This window comes from Streptomyces sp. NPDC051913, from assembly GCF_044593635.1.
Taxonomy (GTDB): domain Bacteria; phylum Actinomycetota; class Actinomycetes; order Streptomycetales; family Streptomycetaceae; genus Streptomyces.
The window spans coordinates 87958-103960 of record NZ_JBIUCI010000026.1 but is presented as its reverse complement, the minus strand read 5'-3'; the positions used below and the strand labels follow the sequence as shown (position 1 = coordinate 103960).

Annotated in this window: 15 protein-coding genes, 1 tRNA gene and 1 riboswitch; of the genes, 6 read left to right on the top strand and 10 right to left on the bottom strand. The window is 71.5% G+C overall.

The window, feature by feature from the left end; translation table 11 throughout:
* The first annotated feature begins 142 nt into the window (after positions 1–142).
* From ACIHIX_RS44025 to ACIHIX_RS44010, 4 genes are all read left to right on the top strand, one after another.
* On the top strand, positions 143–1567 hold the full coding sequence (locus tag ACIHIX_RS44025) for an MFS transporter (RefSeq protein ID WP_399966240.1): 1425 nt from the start codon (positions 143–145) through the stop codon (positions 1565–1567).
* A 71-nt stretch (positions 1568–1638) separates the two neighbouring features.
* The gene (gene lhgO / locus ACIHIX_RS44020; RefSeq protein ID WP_399966239.1) at positions 1639–2850 is read left to right on the top strand and encodes an L-2-hydroxyglutarate oxidase; all 1212 of its coding nucleotides are present in this window, start codon (positions 1639–1641) and stop codon (positions 2848–2850) included.
* Between the two features lie 141 nt (positions 2851–2991).
* Positions 2992–3804: a tRNA (guanosine(46)-N7)-methyltransferase TrmB gene (gene trmB / locus ACIHIX_RS44015; protein ID WP_399966238.1), complete on the top strand. Its 813-nt coding sequence runs from the start codon at positions 2992–2994 to the stop codon at positions 3802–3804.
* A gap of 76 nt (positions 3805–3880) precedes the next feature.
* Positions 3881–5215, top strand: a complete 1335-nt coding sequence (locus ACIHIX_RS44010; RefSeq protein WP_399966237.1) for a PrsW family intramembrane metalloprotease — start codon at positions 3881–3883, stop codon at positions 5213–5215.
* Positions 5216–5221: 6 nt separating this feature from the next.
* Here ACIHIX_RS44010 and ACIHIX_RS44005 read toward each other — a convergent pair whose 3' ends face one another.
* The 5 genes from ACIHIX_RS44005 to ACIHIX_RS43985 form a co-directional block, all read right to left on the bottom strand.
* Positions 5222–6169 carry an aldo/keto reductase gene (locus ACIHIX_RS44005; RefSeq protein ID WP_399966236.1) on the bottom strand — a complete coding sequence of 316 codons (948 nt, stop codon included), beginning with the start codon at positions 6167–6169 and terminating at the stop codon, positions 5222–5224.
* A 111-nt stretch (positions 6170–6280) separates the two neighbouring features.
* Positions 6281–7315: a M23 family metallopeptidase gene (locus tag ACIHIX_RS44000; RefSeq protein WP_399966235.1), complete on the bottom strand. Its 1035-nt coding sequence runs from the start codon at positions 7313–7315 to the stop codon at positions 6281–6283.
* 11 nt (positions 7316–7326) lie between these two features.
* A riboswitch (cyclic di-AMP (ydaO/yuaA leader) is annotated at positions 7327–7484 on the bottom strand.
* A 304-nt stretch (positions 7485–7788) separates the two neighbouring features.
* Positions 7789–7862 (bottom strand) — tRNA-Met (locus ACIHIX_RS43995).
* Between the two features lie 76 nt (positions 7863–7938).
* Positions 7939–9153 (bottom strand): alginate lyase family protein, encoded by a 1215-nt coding sequence (locus tag ACIHIX_RS43990; RefSeq protein WP_399966234.1) that lies wholly within the window; start codon positions 9151–9153, stop codon positions 7939–7941.
* An 82-nt stretch (positions 9154–9235) separates the two neighbouring features.
* A complete protein-coding gene (locus ACIHIX_RS43985; protein ID WP_399966233.1) occupies positions 9236–10363 on the bottom strand; it encodes a dihydrofolate reductase family protein in 1128 nt (375 codons plus the stop codon).
* A 68-nt stretch (positions 10364–10431) separates the two neighbouring features.
* Between ACIHIX_RS43985 and ACIHIX_RS43980 the strand changes: the two genes are divergently transcribed.
* Both ACIHIX_RS43980 and ribA read left to right on the top strand, forming a co-directional pair.
* Positions 10432–10935, top strand: a complete 504-nt coding sequence (locus ACIHIX_RS43980) for a MarR family transcriptional regulator (protein WP_329337434.1) — start codon at positions 10432–10434, stop codon at positions 10933–10935.
* A 107-nt stretch (positions 10936–11042) separates the two neighbouring features.
* Positions 11043–11669 (top strand): GTP cyclohydrolase II, encoded by a 627-nt coding sequence (gene ribA, locus ACIHIX_RS43975; protein WP_399966232.1) that lies wholly within the window; start codon positions 11043–11045, stop codon positions 11667–11669.
* A gap of 1 nt (position 11670) precedes the next feature.
* Here ribA and ACIHIX_RS43970 read toward each other — a convergent pair whose 3' ends face one another.
* From ACIHIX_RS43970 to ACIHIX_RS43950, 5 genes are all read right to left on the bottom strand, one after another.
* The gene (locus ACIHIX_RS43970; RefSeq protein ID WP_399966231.1) at positions 11671–12324 is read right to left on the bottom strand and encodes a response regulator; all 654 of its coding nucleotides are present in this window, start codon (positions 12322–12324) and stop codon (positions 11671–11673) included.
* Positions 12312–13466, bottom strand: a complete 1155-nt coding sequence (locus ACIHIX_RS43965) for a histidine kinase (protein WP_399966230.1) — start codon at positions 13464–13466, stop codon at positions 12312–12314. The genes ACIHIX_RS43970 and ACIHIX_RS43965 overlap by 13 nt, the downstream gene beginning before the upstream one ends.
* 103 nt (positions 13467–13569) lie before the next feature.
* Complete coding sequence (locus ACIHIX_RS43960) at positions 13570–14295, bottom strand: leucine-rich repeat domain-containing protein (protein ID WP_399966229.1); 726 nt, start codon at positions 14293–14295, stop codon at positions 13570–13572.
* Entirely contained in the window at positions 14292–14855 is a 564-nt protein-coding gene (locus ACIHIX_RS43955; protein ID WP_399966228.1) for an NADPH-dependent FMN reductase, read from the bottom strand. The genes ACIHIX_RS43960 and ACIHIX_RS43955 overlap by 4 nt, the downstream gene beginning before the upstream one ends.
* Positions 14856–14904: 49 nt before the next feature.
* Entirely contained in the window at positions 14905–15966 is a 1062-nt protein-coding gene (locus ACIHIX_RS43950) for an oxygenase MpaB family protein (RefSeq protein WP_399966227.1), read from the bottom strand.
* Positions 15967–16003 lie beyond the last annotated feature (37 nt).

The window sequence follows — 16003 nt, the reverse complement described above, 5'->3', positions numbered from 1 at the left end:
GGGGCCCGTACGCGCGTACGGACCACAATCCCGCCATCCGGAAGAATGCCCCTTAACGCTTGGGATGCGGCGAACTACGCTGGGTTTACGAATGCCGCGTGGTTATGCCAGCGCGGCAGCCGTCTGTGTCGAGGGGTGGCGCATGTCCAGGGAGCAACGCGGGCCGAACGAAAAGCTCGGCGCCGTTCTCGCCCTCGCGGGAATCAGCAACGCAGGACTCGCGCGTCGCGTCAACGATCTTGGCGCTCAACGCGGGTTGACTCTTCGCTACGACAAGACCTCGGTGGCGCGCTGGGTGTCGAAGGGCATGGTGCCGCAGGGCGCTGCGCCGCACCTCATCGCCGCCGCGATCGGCCAGAAGCTCGGCCGCCCGGTGCCGCTCCACGAGATCGGTCTGGCGGACGCGGATCCCGCGCCCGAAGTGGGCCTGGCCTTCCCCCGGGACGTCGGACAGGCGGTGACGTCGGCGACGGAGCTGTACCGGCTCGACCTCGCGGGCCGCCGGGCCGGCTCCGGTGGCATCTGGCAGTCGCTGGCCGGATCGTTCGCAGTAAGCGCCTACGCAACGCCCGCTTCACGGTGGCTGATAACCCCGGCCGACAGCTCGGTCGCGCGCGAGGTGAACACCTGCGAGGACTCCGGCGCACCGCTCAAAGTCGGCCACAGCGATGTGCAGAAGCTGCGGGAGGCCGCCGAGGACGCCAGGCGCTGGGACTCCAAGTACGGAGGCGGCGACTGGCGTTCGTCCATGGTGCCCGAGTGCTTACGGGTGGAGGCGGCTCCGCTGCTGCTCGGCTCCTACTCCGACGAGGTGGGCCGGGCACTCTTCGGTGCCAGCGCCGAACTCACCCGTCTCGCCGGGTGGATGGCCTTCGACACCGGTCAGCAGGAGGCGGCGCAGCGCTACTACATCCAGGCCCTGCGGCTGGCCCGCGCGGCGGCCGACGTCCCCCTCGGGGGCTACGTCCTGGCCTCCATGTCCCTCCAGGCGACCTACCGGGGCTTCGGCGACGAGGGCGTCGACCTCGCCCAGGCCGCTCTGGAACGCAACCGCGGTCTGGCGACCGCCCGCACCATGAGCTTCTTCCGGCTCGTCGAGGCACGCGCGCACGCACGCGCGGGTGACGCGCACGCGGCGGGCGCCGCGCTGCGGGCCGCCGAGGGCTGGCTGGAGCGGGCGCGGGACGGCGACCAGGACCCGTCCTGGCTCGGCTTCTACTCCTACGACCGCTTCGCCGCCGACGCGGCCGAGTGCTACCGCGACCTCAAGGCGCCGCGGCAGGTGCGCAGGTTCACGGAGCAGGCCCTGTCGAAGCCGACGGAGGAGTTCGTGCGCTCGCACGGACTGCGGCTCGTCGTCTCGGCGGTCGCCGAGCTCGAGTCGGGCAATCTCGACGCGGCATGCGAGCAGGGCGTGCGGGCGGTGGAGGTCGCGGGGCGCATCTCGTCGGCGCGCACCACCGAGTACGTGAAGGATCTGCTGCACCGCCTGGAGCCGTACGGCGACGAGCCGCGGGTGGTGGAGCTGCGGGAGCGGGCGAGGCCTTTGCTGATGGCTCCCGCCTAGGCGCTGTCGTATCCCGCGTTTGAAGGGACTGTCAGTGGCGCAGTGCACTATCGAGGTGGGAGGTGGTGCACATGCGTTCAGCGGTCGCTTACGACTGTGACGTGCTCGTGGTCGGCGGAGGCATCGTCGGGCTGTCCACGGCGTTCGCGATCACGCGTGCCGCGCCCGGGACGCGGGTGACCGTGCTGGAGAAGGAGGCCGGGCCCGCCCGGCACCAGACGGGGCGCAACAGCGGGGTCATCCACAGCGGCATCTATTACCGCCCGGGGTCCCTGAAGGCGCGGTACGCGGTGAAGGGCGCCGCGGAGATGGTGAAGTTCTGCGCGGAGTACGGCATCGCGCACGCCGTCACCGGAAAGCTGATCGTCGCGACCGAGCGGGACGAGCTGCCGCGACTGCACGGACTGGTGCAGCGCGGGAGGGAGAACGGCATTCCGGTCCGGGAGCTGGGCGCCGCCCAGATCGCGGAGTACGAGCCGGAGGTGGAGGGCCTCGCCGCCATACACGTCGGCACGACCGGCGTCTGTGACTTCGTCGGCGTCGCCCGGCAGCTCGCGGAGGCGTCCGGAGCGGAGATCCGGTACGGCGCCCGGGTAGAGCGGATCGACCGCCGCCCCGAGCTGGGCGTCGCCGTGCGCACCGCCGCCGGGGACGTGGTCCGCGCGCGCGTGCTGGTGAACTGCGCCGGGCTGCACTGCGACGAGGTGGCGCGGCTGGCCGGGGACGACCCGGAGATGCGGATCGTGCCGTTCCGCGGCGAGTACTACGAGCTGGCGCGGCCCGAGCTGGTGCGGGGGCTGGTGTATCCGGTGCCGGACCCGGCGTTCCCGTTCCTCGGCGTGCATCTCACGCGCGGGTTCGACGGGGGCGTGCACATCGGGCCCAACGCGGTACCTGCGCTCGCCCGCGAGGGGTACGGGTGGGGTGTCGTACGGCCGCGGGAGCTGGGCGTGACACTCGCGTGGCCGGGGTCGTGGCACATAGCGCGGCGGCACTGGCGGTACGGGGCGGGTGAGCTGCGGCGGTCGGTGTCCAAGGCGGCGTTCACCGAGGCGGTGCGGCGGCTGCTGCCGGTCGTGCGGGAGGACGATCTTGTGCCTACTGCGGCGGGGGTGCGGGCGCAGGCCGTGTTGCGGGACGGGACGCTGGTGGATGACTTCCTGATCAAGGAGGGGGCGCGGACGGTGCATGTGCTGAACGCGCCTTCGCCTGCGGCGACGGCCTCGCTGCCGATCGGGCGGGAGGTGGCGAGGCGGGCGTTGGCCACGCTGGGCGAGGGCTGAGCGGGTGCCCGGCGTCGCTGTCGGCCGGGGGAGGGTTTCGCTCGCCCGCGCCGCGGGGTGCCGCCGCGCCCACCCGTGCCGCCCGAGCGGCACGACTGCCCGCAGCCAGGACGGGGAGACGCACGTAAAATCGACCCCACTGTGTCTGACTCCCGCAACGCCCCCGACGCGTCCCAGCCCTCCCACACTCCCGGTGTGTCCGTCCGGCACACCCGAGGCAAAGGCGAGCCCCGGTTCCCCGATGGGCCCAAGCCCGATCCCGCCGGGTCGCACTTCGAGCGGCGGATCCGGAGTTTTCAGCCGCGGCGCAGTCGGGTGACCGCAGGGCAGGCCGACGCGTTGCAGCGGCTGTGGCCCAAGTGGGGGCTGGACATCGACGGGCAGCAGGTCATCGACCTCGGTGAGCTGTTCGGCAACACCAACCCCGTCGTCCTGGAGATCGGGTTCGGCATGGGTGAGGCCACCGCGCAGATGGCCGCCGCCGATCCCGGCACCAACGTCCTCGCCGTCGACGTGCACACCCCCGGCCAGGGCAATCTGCTGGGCCTCGCCGACCAGGGCGCTCTGGCCAACGTCCGGGTGGCCAACGGCGACGCCATCATCCTGCTGCGCGAGATGCTCGCCCCCGACGCCCTCGACGGACTGCGCGTCTACTTCCCCGACCCCTGGCCGAAGAAGCGGCACCACAAGCGGCGGCTGATCCAACCGGAGTTCCTCAGCCTCGCCGCGACCCGTCTCAGGCCGGGCGCGATCGTGCACTGCGCGACCGACTGGGAGCCGTACGCCGAACAGATGCTTGAGGTGCTCACGGCGCACCCCGACTTCGAGAACACCCAGGCGGACGGCGGTTTCGCGCCGCGTCCCGACTACCGGCCGCTGACCCGTTTCGAGGGCCAGGGACTGGACAAGGGACATGTCGTGAACGACCTGTTGTTCCGCCGCGTACAGCGATGAAGAAGCAGCGACGAAGAAGCAGGACAGAAGCGAGCGAGACAAGCACCGCAGCCACCCCCCTCGTAAGGTCGATGCCGTGGCCACCTTTCCCCCGTACCCGACGCACCCTCCCACCGGCCCCGCCGGCGGTGCGCTGCGGCACGCGCACTGGTGGCAGCGGAACTGGGTGCGGTACGGCGCTCTGATCACCCTGCTGGCGCTGTCCGGGCTCGTCATCCTCGCCCTGGTGCGGGAACAGACCGGCACCGAGGGCTTCCTGGTCGGCCTCGGCCTCGCGATCCTCCCGGTGCCGCTGCTGATAGCCGCGTTCCGCTGGCTTGACCGCGTCGAACCGGGCCCCTGGCGCAATCTGCTGTTCTGCTTCGCCTGGGGCGCCTGCGCGGCGGCGCTGATAGCGATCGTCGCCAACAGCTTCGCCACGCGATGGATAGCGACGGCGACAGCCGACCCGTCCAGCGCGGACACCCTCGGGGCGACGGTGATAGCGCCGGTCGTGGAGGAGTCGGCGAAGGCCGCGGCCGTGCTCCTCGTGTTCCTCTTCCGCAGACGGGACTTCACCGGGATCGTCGACGGCGTGGTGATAGCCGGGGTCACCGCCACCGGCTTCGCGTTCACCGAGAACATCCTCTACCTCGGCACCGCCTTCGGCACCGACCAGCTCACCGGCGACCGCGGCATCGCCTCCGTGACCGCGGCGACCTTCTTCGTGCGGGTCATCATGTCCCCGTTCGCGCACCCCCTGTTCACGGTGCTCACGGGCATCGGCTTCGGCATCGCGGCCCTGTCCGCCGACCGGCAGCACGTCCGCCGGGTCCTGCTCCCCCTGTCCGGCCTGGTGCTGGCGATGGGCATGCACGCCGTCTGGAACGGCTCGTCCACCCTCGGGGAGTACGGCTTCTTCGCCGTCTACGCGGCCTTCATGCTCCCCGCGTTCGGGCTGCTGACCTGGCTGGTCATCTGGACCCGGCAGCGCGAGCTGCGGACCGTCCGCGAGGAGCTGCCCGCCTACGCCGTGACCGGCTGGCTCACCCCCGCCGAACCCTTCGCGCTCGGCTCGATGCGGGCCCGGCGCATCGCCCGCCAGTACGCCCGCCACCACGCCGGAAGGCCCGCGGCGCGCGCGGTGGCGCAGTACGAGGCGTACGCGACGTCCCTCGCGTTCCTGCGGCACCGCGGGCGCCGTGGCCGCGCCGGTGCCGACTTCGTCGTACGGGAGCGGGAGTTGCTGCACGAGCTGTGGGCCCGGCGCGAGGTCGCCCGCCCCGCGCTGGACCACGCGGCCCGTGTGACGGCACCGCCGGTTCCGGTGGTCCCGGCGCCCTGGCCGATGTACGGGGTGTACGGGTACGGGCAGCAGCCGGCGCCGTACTCCCAGCCGGCGTATCCCGCGTACAACCCGTACCAGTCCTGACGAGGGTTACGCCGACGCCTCCGTGAGCCGCTCCACCTCCGCGTCCGTGAGCGTCACCTCCGCCACCCGCACCAGCGCCGGCAGCTGCTCCACCGTGCGGGCCGAGGCGATCGGGGCGGCGACCGTCGGCTGGGCGGCGAGCCAGGCCAGGGCGATCGTGGCGACCGGCACGCGGTGGTCCTCGGCGATGTCGTCGAGGGCGGCGAGCACCGAGCGGCCCCGCTCGGTCTCCAGGTGCTTGCCGGCGCCCGCGGCGGCCCGGGCGCCCTCCACCACCTCGCCCTCGCGGTACTTGCCCGTGAGGAACCCGGACGCGAGCGAGAAGTACGGGACGGCGGCGAGGCCGGTGCGCTCCGCCAGGTCCTGGAGCTCACCCTCGTAGGTCGCGCGCGAGACCAGGTTGTAGTGCGGCTGGAGTGCCACGTACCGGGCCAGGCCCTCGCGCTCGGAGAAGGCCAGCGACTTCTCCAGCCGCTCGGCGGAGATGTTGGAGGCGGCGATGTGCCGCACCTTGCCCGCCCTGACCAGTTCGTCGAGTGCGCCGATGATCTCCTCGACCGGCACTTCGGGCTTGTCGAAGTGGGTGTAGTAGAGGTCGATGTGGTCGGTGCCCAGGCGGCGCAGGGAGGCGTCCGCGGCGGCCTTGATGTTGGCGGCCGTCAGGCCCTGGTACTCCGGGTGCTGGCTGACCTTCGTGGCGATCACGACGTCGTCGCGGTTGCCGCGCGCCTTGATCCACTTCCCGATGATGGTCTCGGACTCACCGCCCGAGTTGCCCTCCACCCACGCGGAGTAGGAGTCGGCGGTGTCGACGAAGTTGCCGCCCGCGGCGGCGTAGGCGTCCAGGACGGCGAAGGACTGTGCCTCGTCGGCGGTCCAGCCGAAGACGTTGCCGCCGAGGGAGAGCGGGAAGACCTCGAGGTCGGACGTGCCCAGCTTGCGAAGAGAAGTCATGTACGGGATCAACACCCGTACCGGAAGCCGATATTCCGGACACGGAGAACCGGCAGCCCTGACGTCGGGGGGTGAGCGTCAGGACCGCCGGGGTTCAGAAGGAGACCCGCCTCAGGGAGTGAGGCCCTTGCTGCGCAGCCATGCCATCGGGTCGATGCCGGTGTCCGCCCCGCCGGGGTGGACCTCCAGGTGCAGATGGGCCCCGGTCACGTTGCCGGTCGCGCCCACGCGCCCGATCACCTCACCGGTACTGACCTTCTGGCCGACGCTGACGCTGATCGAGGACTGGTGGCAGAACCACAGCTCGGTGCCGTCGTCGAGGGTGAGGATCGTGCGGTAGCCGTAGGAGCCGGCCCAGCCGGCCTCCGTGATGGTGCCGCTGTGGATGGCCTTGATCAGCGTGCCCGTGGGGGCCGCGAAGTCGAGACCGGTGTGGTAGCCGGAGGACCACAGCGAACCGGCCTGACCGAAGGTCGAGGTGATCGTGTACGAGGAGGTCGGCAGCGTGAACTGCTTGGCGAGCTCGGCGAGACGCTTGGCCTCGGCCTCCTTCGCGGCCTTCTCCTCGGCGGCCTTCTTCGCCTCGGCGGCGTCGTCGGCGGCCTGCTTCAGCGCGGCGGCCTCGGCCTTCGCGGACTGCTCGGCGACCTCGGCCTCGGCGGCGAGCTGGACCTTGTTGTCGACCTGGTTCTGCTGACTTTCGGCCTGCGCCATGATCCGGTTGCGCAGCGCCTCACCGGCGTCCGAGCCGCTCTCCGCGGTCTCCGTGGTGCTGGTGGCCAGGCTGCTGAGCGCGGTGGCGGAACCCTTGGGGGCCTCGTCGTCACCGCCGAAGACGCCGCCCACGGAGGGCAGGTCGGGCATCGAGATGGAGACCGGCGGCTTGCCGGTGTTGGCGCTGGCCATACCGCCCGCGCCGACGGCGGCTATGACACCGACGCCCAGGACGGTGGAGCTGCGGGCGAGTCCCCCGCCGCGCTGCTTGGCCACCCGGTGCTTGCCGCGAGCCGGCCGGAGGGAGTCCTCGGTGGGATTCCAGACCTCCTGCGGACCCTCGTCGTGGTGGTAGCTGCCGTAGCCGAAGGCATCGGTGCTGCGCTGGCTCGGCACATACGGGGCCTCGGGGGCAGGCCGGTTTGACGCCACGTGGGCGTGCTCCTTTCCTTCCTTCTCGCCTACCGGGTTAGCTGACGGGTTCGGAGCAGGAAGGTCTCCTACGCGCGTATAACCGCCGTGCTGCCACGGCGACTTCCGCGTGATTCACCCCAAGTTGGTGGTTCCCCGGTTCCCTTGCGGGATTCGGCGCGTGCGCACGGAGCCGACTCTTGTGACGGCTGGGACGACCGCGCTGCGTTATCGAACGTTAATAGACCCGGGGTGCTGATTCCAAGCTGTTCCGCTTGATCATTAACCTTTTTCAGCAGGACGTAGGGGTCATGGCCGGTGAAAAACGGGCGAGTTGACCCGACCTCAGGAAGCTCACAGGTACTGACGGTATGTCAGTTGTTATGCGGAGGGGGGTCGAGCGATCACCCGCCGTGACAACTGCCGCGTGAGGGGAAACGACCCGGAAACGACTCAGGGCCGGAATCCATTAGATTCCGGCCCTGGGCCATCAGTAGCGGGGACAGGATTTGAACCTGCGACCTCTGGGTTATGAGCCCAGCGAGCTACCGAGCTGCTCCACCCCGCGGCGATGACTCAATAGTACGCCATCCGCGGGGCTGCTCGCGCACGCATTACCCCTGGGCCCGCTCGACCTGTGTTTCTCAGTCGGCCGGGTTGCCCGCGTGGGTCAGGGTCTCCCAGGAGACGAAGAGGTTGTCGGTGCCTGCCGGGCGGGTCTCCTCCGCGAGTTTGCGGGCCGCCGGGACGGAGAGGCCGAGGCGGCCCTCCAGGTGGTTGAGGGCGACCTCCAGGTCCGGGCCCATGTTCCGGTCCACCTTCCCGCCGCACAGCCACGCGGGCGCGGACTCGCCGGCCTGGTAGCGGGCGTGGAAGGCGAGGGTGCTCTTCAGCCGGTCCTTGATCTCGCCGTAGAGGTCGATGCCCTGGTGCCAGGCGGTCTCGGCGATGTGGGCGGTGGCGGCGACGGAGTAACCGACGTGCTTGAAGTTGCGGCAGGTCTCCTGGGACATGCCGTCCTTGTACGTCTTCTGCCCGAACCAGTACGTCGTCAGCTTCTGCGGTGTGGTGATGCTCGCCCCCTTGGGGGTGAGCGGCAGCGTGCCGTCCTCGGCCAGGTAGAAGTAGGCGGGCACGCGCTCCCGGAACCGTTCGAGGGCGTGGTCGAAGGCCCTCCGGTCCTCCAGGAAGACGGCGATCCCGATGGCCGCGTCGGTCATCACGAGGTCCCAGTTGCCGTTGTAGTCGGGGACCTTGCGGGTCACGGTCGGCAGATACGCCGTGCGCAGCATGGTCTCGAACCGCGCGACCCGGTCCGCCGGCCAGCCCGCGCCGGGGCTGTGCCGGACGATCTCGGCGGCCCGGGCCCAGGTCGACCCGGCCCACCCGGTCTGGAGCCCGGCGTCCTCCTCGGTGTGCCGGCGCATCTTCGCCGACCAGGCGTCCAGGATCTCCCTGGCCTTCAGGGCGTGCTGCCGCTTGCCGGTGATCCGGAAGAGGAGGGCCTGGGTGTAGGCGGCGATGGCGTCCTCGCGCTCCTCGACACAGCCGTGCGCCGGGCGGTCGGCGTGGTCGCCGCCGGGGCAGTCGACACTCGCGTACGGCTCGGGCTCGTACTTGTACGCCCCGTACTTGCTGTCCCGCATCCCGAGGTACGCCTTCAGCCACGGCTGCTTCCCGGCGGTGACGTTCTTCCTCACGGCCGCCAACTGCGCCTCGCTGACGAGGACACCGGGGTGGATGAAGGCGGCGTCCGCGGGGAGGGCGCGGGCCATGGTGCGGGTGTCGGCGCCGGTCGTCCCGCAGGCGGTGGCGAGGAGGGGGACCAGCAGGAGAGCGGCGGTACGTCGGGACCTCATAGGGGAAGCGTGGCCCGGGGGGTGTCGGGGCGCAGGATCTGATGGGCCGATAGGAGTCGGCGTGGCCCGCGGCGGCGCGAACTCACCCCAGCAGATGCAGGTTCGGCGCCTTGGCCCGCTCCTCGTACTCCGGCAGGACGACGACGTCCACACCCGCCGACGACAGCAGTCCGTTGCCGTCCGCCGCCGTCACGAACGTGTCCGGCTCCCGCCAGCTCGTCACCACCCGGCGTACCCCGGCGTCGAGGATCAGCCGGGCGCAGGGTGCCGGGCGGGAGGCGCGGCGGGCGCACGGTTCGAGGCTGCTGTAGACGGTCGCCGACGCCAGCCGGGGGTCGTCCGCGCCGATCTTCGCCAGCGCGGCCTCCTCCGCGTGTACGACGGGGTCGGCGCCCTCCCTCGAATATCCGCGGGCGAGTTCCGTTCCGTCGGCGGCGACCACGACCGCGCCGACGCTGAAGGCGGTCCGCGAGGGCGGACAGAGGGCGGCCAGTTCGCAGGCGAGGCGGAGCCAGTGGTGGTCGGCGGGCGTGGCGAGCGGGCCGGTGCCGGGGGCCGTGGGCTCGTAGCGCATGAGGACCACGTCCTCGATCTGCCGGGTCTCCACCAGGCGCAGGCGTCCGTCCTGGTAGCCGCCGGGGCCGAAGAGGCGGGGGGCCTCCGGGGTGCCGACGAACAGCGGGGCGAGGACCAGTTGGAGTTCGTCGGCGAGGCCCTGCTGGAGGAGCTGGGTGTGGATACGGCCGCCGCCCTCGACCATGAGGCGGTCCACGCCCCGGGCGGCGAGGTCGGTGAGGAGGCGGTGCCAGTCGATGTCGGGGCCGAGGGCGGCCACCTCGGCGGCGAGGCCGTGCGCCTTGGCCCGGTCGGCGCCCTGGTCCGTCGTGTAGACGAGCTTGTCGCCGCCCGTGTGCCAGAACCTCGCCTCCGGGTCGAGGTCGCCGGAGCCGCTGACCGTGACCTTCAGCGGGTACTCCGGCTGGCCGGCCGCCACCCGGGCCGCGCGGCGCTCCGGGGAGTTCACGAGAAGGCGCGGGTTGTCGGCGCGGATGGTGCCGGCGCCGATCAGGATCGCGTCGACGGAGGCGCGGACCTCGTCGACGCGGTCGAAGTCGGCCGGGGAGGAGAGCAGGAGCCGGTCGGGGCCCAGGTCGTCGAGGTAGCCGTCGAGGGAGACGGCGGCGGAGAGGAGGACGTACGGGTGAGGCATCGGAGCGGTCCCTCTCGCTGTGACGTGCGGCTCTTGGTTCAAGTTTGAAACAAACTTACACTGGCGGTATGACGACTCGCTGGCTCACTCCCGAGGAGCAGCGCGCCTGGCGCGCGTACATCGCCGCGGCGCACCTCCTGGAGGACGCGATCGACCGGCAGCTCCAGCAGGACGCCGGCATGCCGCACCTGTACTACTCCATCCTCTCCACTCTCTCCGAGGCGCCGGAGCGGCGGCTGCGGATGACCGATCTCGCCGAGGGGCTGAAGATCACGCGGCCCCGGCTCACCTATGCCGTGACCCGGCTGGAGAAGGACGGGCTGGTCGGGCGGGAGAGCTGTCGCTGGGACAAGCGCGGCAGCATCGCCGTACTGACCGACGAGGGCATGGCGGAGGTGGAGCGGGCGGCGCCGGGACATGTCGACACGGTCCGCTCCGCCCTCTTCGACCGGCTCACCCCGGAGCAGGTGGGGCAGCTGGAGGAGATCTCCCGGGCGATCGCGGACGGGCTCCAGGAGGACACGGGGGACGAGGTTCCGTGGCGGCGGCGGTCGTCGCCGTCCTGTTCGTGACGAGCGCCATAATTCTATTGCTTCAAATTTAAAGCATGGGGTAGGGTCTCGAACCGTAGATCTGATTCAAATCTGAAGCAGATAAGTCTACGGACCGGAGTACCCGCATGACCGAGATCCCCGCCGCAACCCAGCGCTCCCGTGTCCGCGTGCCCCTGCGCTTCGGTGACGGCTACCGCGTCGACTCCGAGCTGGTCACCTTCCACGGACTGGTCGACGGCCAGGAACACCTGGCGGTCGTCCTCGGTGAGCCGGGCCCGAACCCCCTGGTCCGGCTGCACTCCGAGTGCCTCACCGGCGACGTCTTCGGCTCCGCCCGCTGCGACTGCGGCCCGCAGCTGCGCGAGGCGGTCGAGCGCATCGCCGAACGCGGCGGCGTGCTGCTGTACCTCCGTCAGGAGGGCCGCGGCATCGGTCTCTACAACAAGCTCGACGCGTACGCCCTCCAGGACCAGGGTCTCGACACCTACGCCGCGAACACCGCGCTGGGCCTGCCCGAGGACGACCGCGACTACACGGCCGCCGCGCAGATGCTGAAGGCCCTGGGCATCGAGTCGCTCGACCTGCTGTCCAACAACCCCGACAAGGCGGGCCAGCTGCGCGACCTCGGCATCGACGTCCGCGACCGGGTGCCCACCGGCGTCTTCACCACCGCCCACAACGTCCGCTATCTGCGGGCCAAGGTGCTCCAGACCCAGCACACGCTGCCGCTGGGTGAGCTGAGCGTCGGCTGACTCACTTCGGCGGGGTGTGCGCGAGGTAGGCCAGGACGGCCAGCACCCGGCGGTGGCCGCTGTCGCTCGGGGGCAGGCCGAGCTTCAGGAAGACGTTGCCGATGTGCTTGTGGACGGCGCGTTCGGTGACGACGAGGGTCTTCGCGATGGTCGCGTTGTCGTGGCCCTCCGCCATGAGTTCGAGGGTCTCGCGCTCGCGCGGGGTGAGCGAGTCCAGCGGGGTGTCCTTGCGGCGGGTCAGCAGCTCGGCGACGACCTCGGGGTCCAGGGCGGTGCCGCCGGCGGCGACCCGCTCCAGCGCGTCGAGGAACTCGTCGACCCGGCCCACCCGGTCCTTGAGGAGGTAGCCGACCCCGCTGGTGCCGCCGGCGAGCAGCTCGGCGGCGTAGGACTCCTCGACGTACTGCGAGAGCACGAGGACCGGGAGGCCGGTGATCCGCCCGCGGGCCTCCAGCGCGGCCCGCAGCCCCTCGTCCCGGAAGCCCGGCGGCATCCGCACGTCCAGGACGGCGATGTCCGGCCGGTGTTCCAGGAGCGCGGGCATGATCTCGGGCCCGGTTCCGGCGACGGCCACCACCTCGTGCCCGGCGGACGTCAGCAGCAGCACCAGTCCCTCCCGCAGCAGGGCGTTGTCCTCGGCGATCACCACACGCACGGCAGCTCCACTTCGATCACGGTCGGCCCCCCGGCGGGGCTCGACACGTCCACGGTCCCGTCCAGCGCGGCGACCCGGCGCCGCATCCCGAGCAGCCCCGAACCGCCGCCTTCGTCGACCCCGCCCCGCCCCTCGACATCGCTCACCCGCACGCGCAGTCCGCGCCGGGTGCGGGTCAGCCGTACCTCGGCGCGGGGCGAGCCACTGTGTTTCGCGGCGTTGGTGAGGGACTCGGCGACCACGAAGTAGGCGGCGGCCTCGACGGCAGCCGGCGCCCGCACCCCTTCGTCCAGCCCCTCGTCCTCGATGCTCACCCGCAGCCCGCTGCTCGCCGCCAGGGCCCGCACCGCGCCCACGAGGCCACGGTCGCTGAGGATCGGCGGGTGGATGCCGCGCACCACCTGACGCAGCTCGGTCAGCGCCTGCTCGGCCTGGTCCTGGGCGTCGTCCAGCAGTTTGCGGGCGGCCTCGGGATCACGGTCGTAGGCCCGTTTCGCCAGCCCGATCCGCATCGACAGCGCGACCAGGCGGGCCTGGGCACCGTCGTGCAAGTCCCTCTCGATACGGCGGAGTTCGGCGCCGTGCGCGGAGATCGCGTCGGCGCGGGTCGCGGCCAGCTCCTCGACCCGGCGGGCCAGCACCGCCTTCGGGGACGGCTTGAGCAGCGCGGTCGACCAGTCCGCCTCCAGGTCGGCGATCCGCACGATCAGGGGAAGGACGACGGGCCGCTGCCGCAGCAGGCCGCTCCACACGCCGTCCACGACGAGCCCGAGCGGCCACAGCGGAAGCGCGACGAGGACCAGGGCGCCGTACAGGTAGTAGGCGACCATCCAGCGGAAGTCGGTGAGCGTGCCGGGGTCGTGCACGGCGGTCCGGAACCGCTCGCGGGTCGTGCCGGTGAGGGGCTGGTAGGCCTCGGGGATCCGCACGCCGGTCCACGCGGCGGTCGTCTTCCGCTTGGCGCCCGCGATCCGCCGGATCAGCAGCACCGTCTCGGGCAAGAGCCAGGCGCCGACCAGCACGAGGGTGCCGACGGCGGTGATCAGCAGCACGCAGACGAAGATCCACACGCCGAACGCCATCGCCGCGGCGAGCAGCAGATGCCCCGTCGCCCGCACGGCCCGCCGCATGGTCTTTCCCATGCGGGAAGGCTAGGCCACGGGGGTGCGGGCAGGCGGTCGCGCAGACTCCCCTGCCGGGGTGTAGCGGGCTACACCATCAGCGCCTCAGCCCGTGTCCTTCTCTCTACACCAGCACCACGCACCCCCGCCGCTCCAGCTCCCCCACCAGCGGCGACGACGGATCGCACGGGTTCCAGCGCAGGTCCAGCTTCTCCAGTGCGGGCAGGTCGGTGAGCCAGTCGGGGAGGTGGGTGAGGTGGTTGCCGCGCAGGTCCAGGTGGCGCAGGAGGGGGAGGCCGGCCAGGGCGTTCGGGACGTCGGTGAGGGAGTTCTCCCGCAGCTCCAGGTGGCGCAGCTCGCGCAGAGCGGAGACGGACGCCGGCAGGCCGGTGAGCCGGTTGCCGCGCAGCCAGAGCTCCCGGAGGGCGTGGAGGGCGCCGAGGCCGTCCGGCAGGGTGGTGAGGAGGTTGTGCTGGGCCCGGAGTTCGACGAGCCCGGTCATCCGGCCGACGGTCTCCGGCAGTGCGGAGAGCTTGTTCTCGCCGACGTTGAGATAGCGCAGCCGGGTGAGTGCGCCGAGGGTGTCGGGGAGTTCGGTGAGGTCGTTGTCGTGCAGGTAGAGGAAGCCGCTGAGGCCGGTGAGGGCGCCGAGTTCGGCCGGCACCGAGGTGAGGCGGTTGTGGCCGAGGTCCAGCGTGGTGAGCCGGTGGAGTCGGCCGATGGCGGGCGGGAGGTCCGTGAGGTCGTTGTCCGCGAGGATCAGGACCTGGAGCTCGGTGCGCTGCCAGACCGACCCGGGGATCTGGCCCAGGTGCCTGCGCCAGAGGTCGAGGACGGAGGGTGCCGTCACGCCCGCGCCCCTGCTTGCGCGTCGGCCGCCGCGGTCAGCAGCCCGAGGGTCTCGGCGATACGGCGGCGGAACTCCGGGTCGGTGACGGTCCCGTCCGCGCCGAGCATCCCCCGGTCCACGGGCAGTCTCACGCAGGCCCGCTCCACGATGTCGGCGCCGGTGTAGCCGAGGACCGTGCGCAGGGTGGCCTCCGCGCCTGTGCCGCGTCCCTGGGCGGCGGCGCCGACCCAGGCGACCGGCTTGTCGCAGATCTCGGTGCCGCCGACCGTCCAGTCGAGCAGGTTCTTGAACGAGCCCGGCAGCGTCCCCGCGTACTCCGGGGTGCAGATCAGGATCCCGGCCGCCGAGTCGATCGCCTCCCTGAGCCCGGTCACGGGCGCGGGCAGCGGGTCGGTGTCGTCATCGGGGTTGAAGTGCGGAAGGCCGGCGAGACCGTCGTAGCGCACGGCCCGCACCCCCGCCGACGGCGCCACGGCCTGCGCGGTGCGCAGGACGGCCTCGTTGGTGGAGCCCGAGCGCAGGCTCCCCGACAGCAGCAGGATCACCGGTGACGTCGACATGGCCCCAACCTACGCCGCCCACACAGGCGTTGGACTTCCGCTGGGCCTGTCACGCGAGCGGGCCGAGGATCTCCTGGGACTCGATGAGGCCCTGGTCGCTGGGGGCCTCGCCGTCGTCGAAGACGCGAGCGGCCTGCCGGGCGCGGAAGTCGAGGTGGGCCTCGGCGGGCCTCGGGTAGCCGTGGCGGGCGCGGGCCTCGGCGGGCGTCAGCACCTCCGGTGTGCGGGGCGGTACGCCGAGCTTCATCGGTGCGATCACCGGGACGGTCGAGGGCGAGAGGCGTCCGATCAGGAGCAGTTCGAGCCGCGGGCTCAGATGGGCGAGCGCGAAGGCCGTCCTCATGACGGGCACGATGAGCGTGTCGAGGAGGCGGGACTGCCGGATGCCCGCCAGTTCGCGCATCCAGCGCGGCATGGTGGCGATCGTGGCGATCCGCTGGGCCCGCGCGACGGCGAGGCTCGCGGGCTTCGCCCACCAGGGCGTCGGCGGGAAGACGAGTTCGGCCCTGAGCAGATGGTGCATGGCCTGCCGGGCGATCGGGCTGCCGGACAGCCGCGGGCGGGTCTCCTCGAAGTACGCCCTTACGCCCTCCCGGCTGCGCGGGACGTCGTCGGGCGAGCAGGTCTGGAGCTCCGCGGCGAGGGCGCAGGCCTCCCAGTACTCGCTCTCCTCCCGCTCGGTGAGCTTGCCGGGGCCGTACTTCTCGTAGGCGTAGAGGATCGAGTGCCAGCCGGTGAGCTGGATCCACAGTTGGGAGGCGGGGTCGTTGGCGTCGTAGGTCCCGCCGCCGTACGGCAGCTCGCCGATCGCCTTGGAGTGCACCTTGACCAGCACGTCCGCGGCCTTGCACACCTCACGCGTACCGGCGAAGGCCACCATCGCGAAGTAGCGCAGGGTGCGGTCGTAACGGGTGCGGGAGCGGCGGTAGATGCCCTGGGTGGCGTGTACGGCGGCCACCAGCGGCGGGTCGAGTTCCTCGACGACGACGGCCCGCTGGAAGCCGACCGTCGGGGCGGTCGGATAGCTCCAGACCTTCCACACCACCGAGCCGGGTCCGAAGAAGCCGTGGTCCTCGTGCGGCAGGACGTCACCGCGCCTCAGCTTGGCCATGAACCCGCTCCTCACTTACGACACTGGTGTCGTAAAT

Coding starts and splice junctions, on each gene's coding strand:
- ACIHIX_RS44025 (WP_399966240.1), top strand. CDS start 143: ATGTCCAGGGAGCAACGCGGGCCGAACGAAAAGCTCGGCGCCGTTCTC.
- lhgO (WP_399966239.1), top strand. CDS start 1,639: ATGCGTTCAGCGGTCGCTTACGACTGTGACGTGCTCGTGGTCGGCGGA.
- ACIHIX_RS44005 (WP_399966236.1), bottom strand. CDS start 6,169: ATGACTTCTCTTCGCAAGCTGGGCACGTCCGACCTCGAGGTCTTCCCG.
- ACIHIX_RS43990 (WP_399966234.1), bottom strand. CDS start 9,153: ATGAGGTCCCGACGTACCGCCGCTCTCCTGCTGGTCCCCCTCCTCGCC.
- ACIHIX_RS43985 (WP_399966233.1), bottom strand. CDS start 10,363: ATGCCTCACCCGTACGTCCTCCTCTCCGCCGCCGTCTCCCTCGACGGC.
- ACIHIX_RS43980 (WP_329337434.1), top strand. CDS start 10,432: ATGACGACTCGCTGGCTCACTCCCGAGGAGCAGCGCGCCTGGCGCGCG.
- ribA (WP_399966232.1), top strand. CDS start 11,043: ATGACCGAGATCCCCGCCGCAACCCAGCGCTCCCGTGTCCGCGTGCCC.
- ACIHIX_RS43965 (WP_399966230.1), bottom strand. CDS start 13,466: ATGGGAAAGACCATGCGGCGGGCCGTGCGGGCGACGGGGCATCTGCTG.
- ACIHIX_RS43955 (WP_399966228.1), bottom strand. CDS start 14,855: ATGTCGACGTCACCGGTGATCCTGCTGCTGTCGGGGAGCCTGCGCTCG.
- ACIHIX_RS43950 (WP_399966227.1), bottom strand. CDS start 15,966: ATGGCCAAGCTGAGGCGCGGTGACGTCCTGCCGCACGAGGACCACGGC.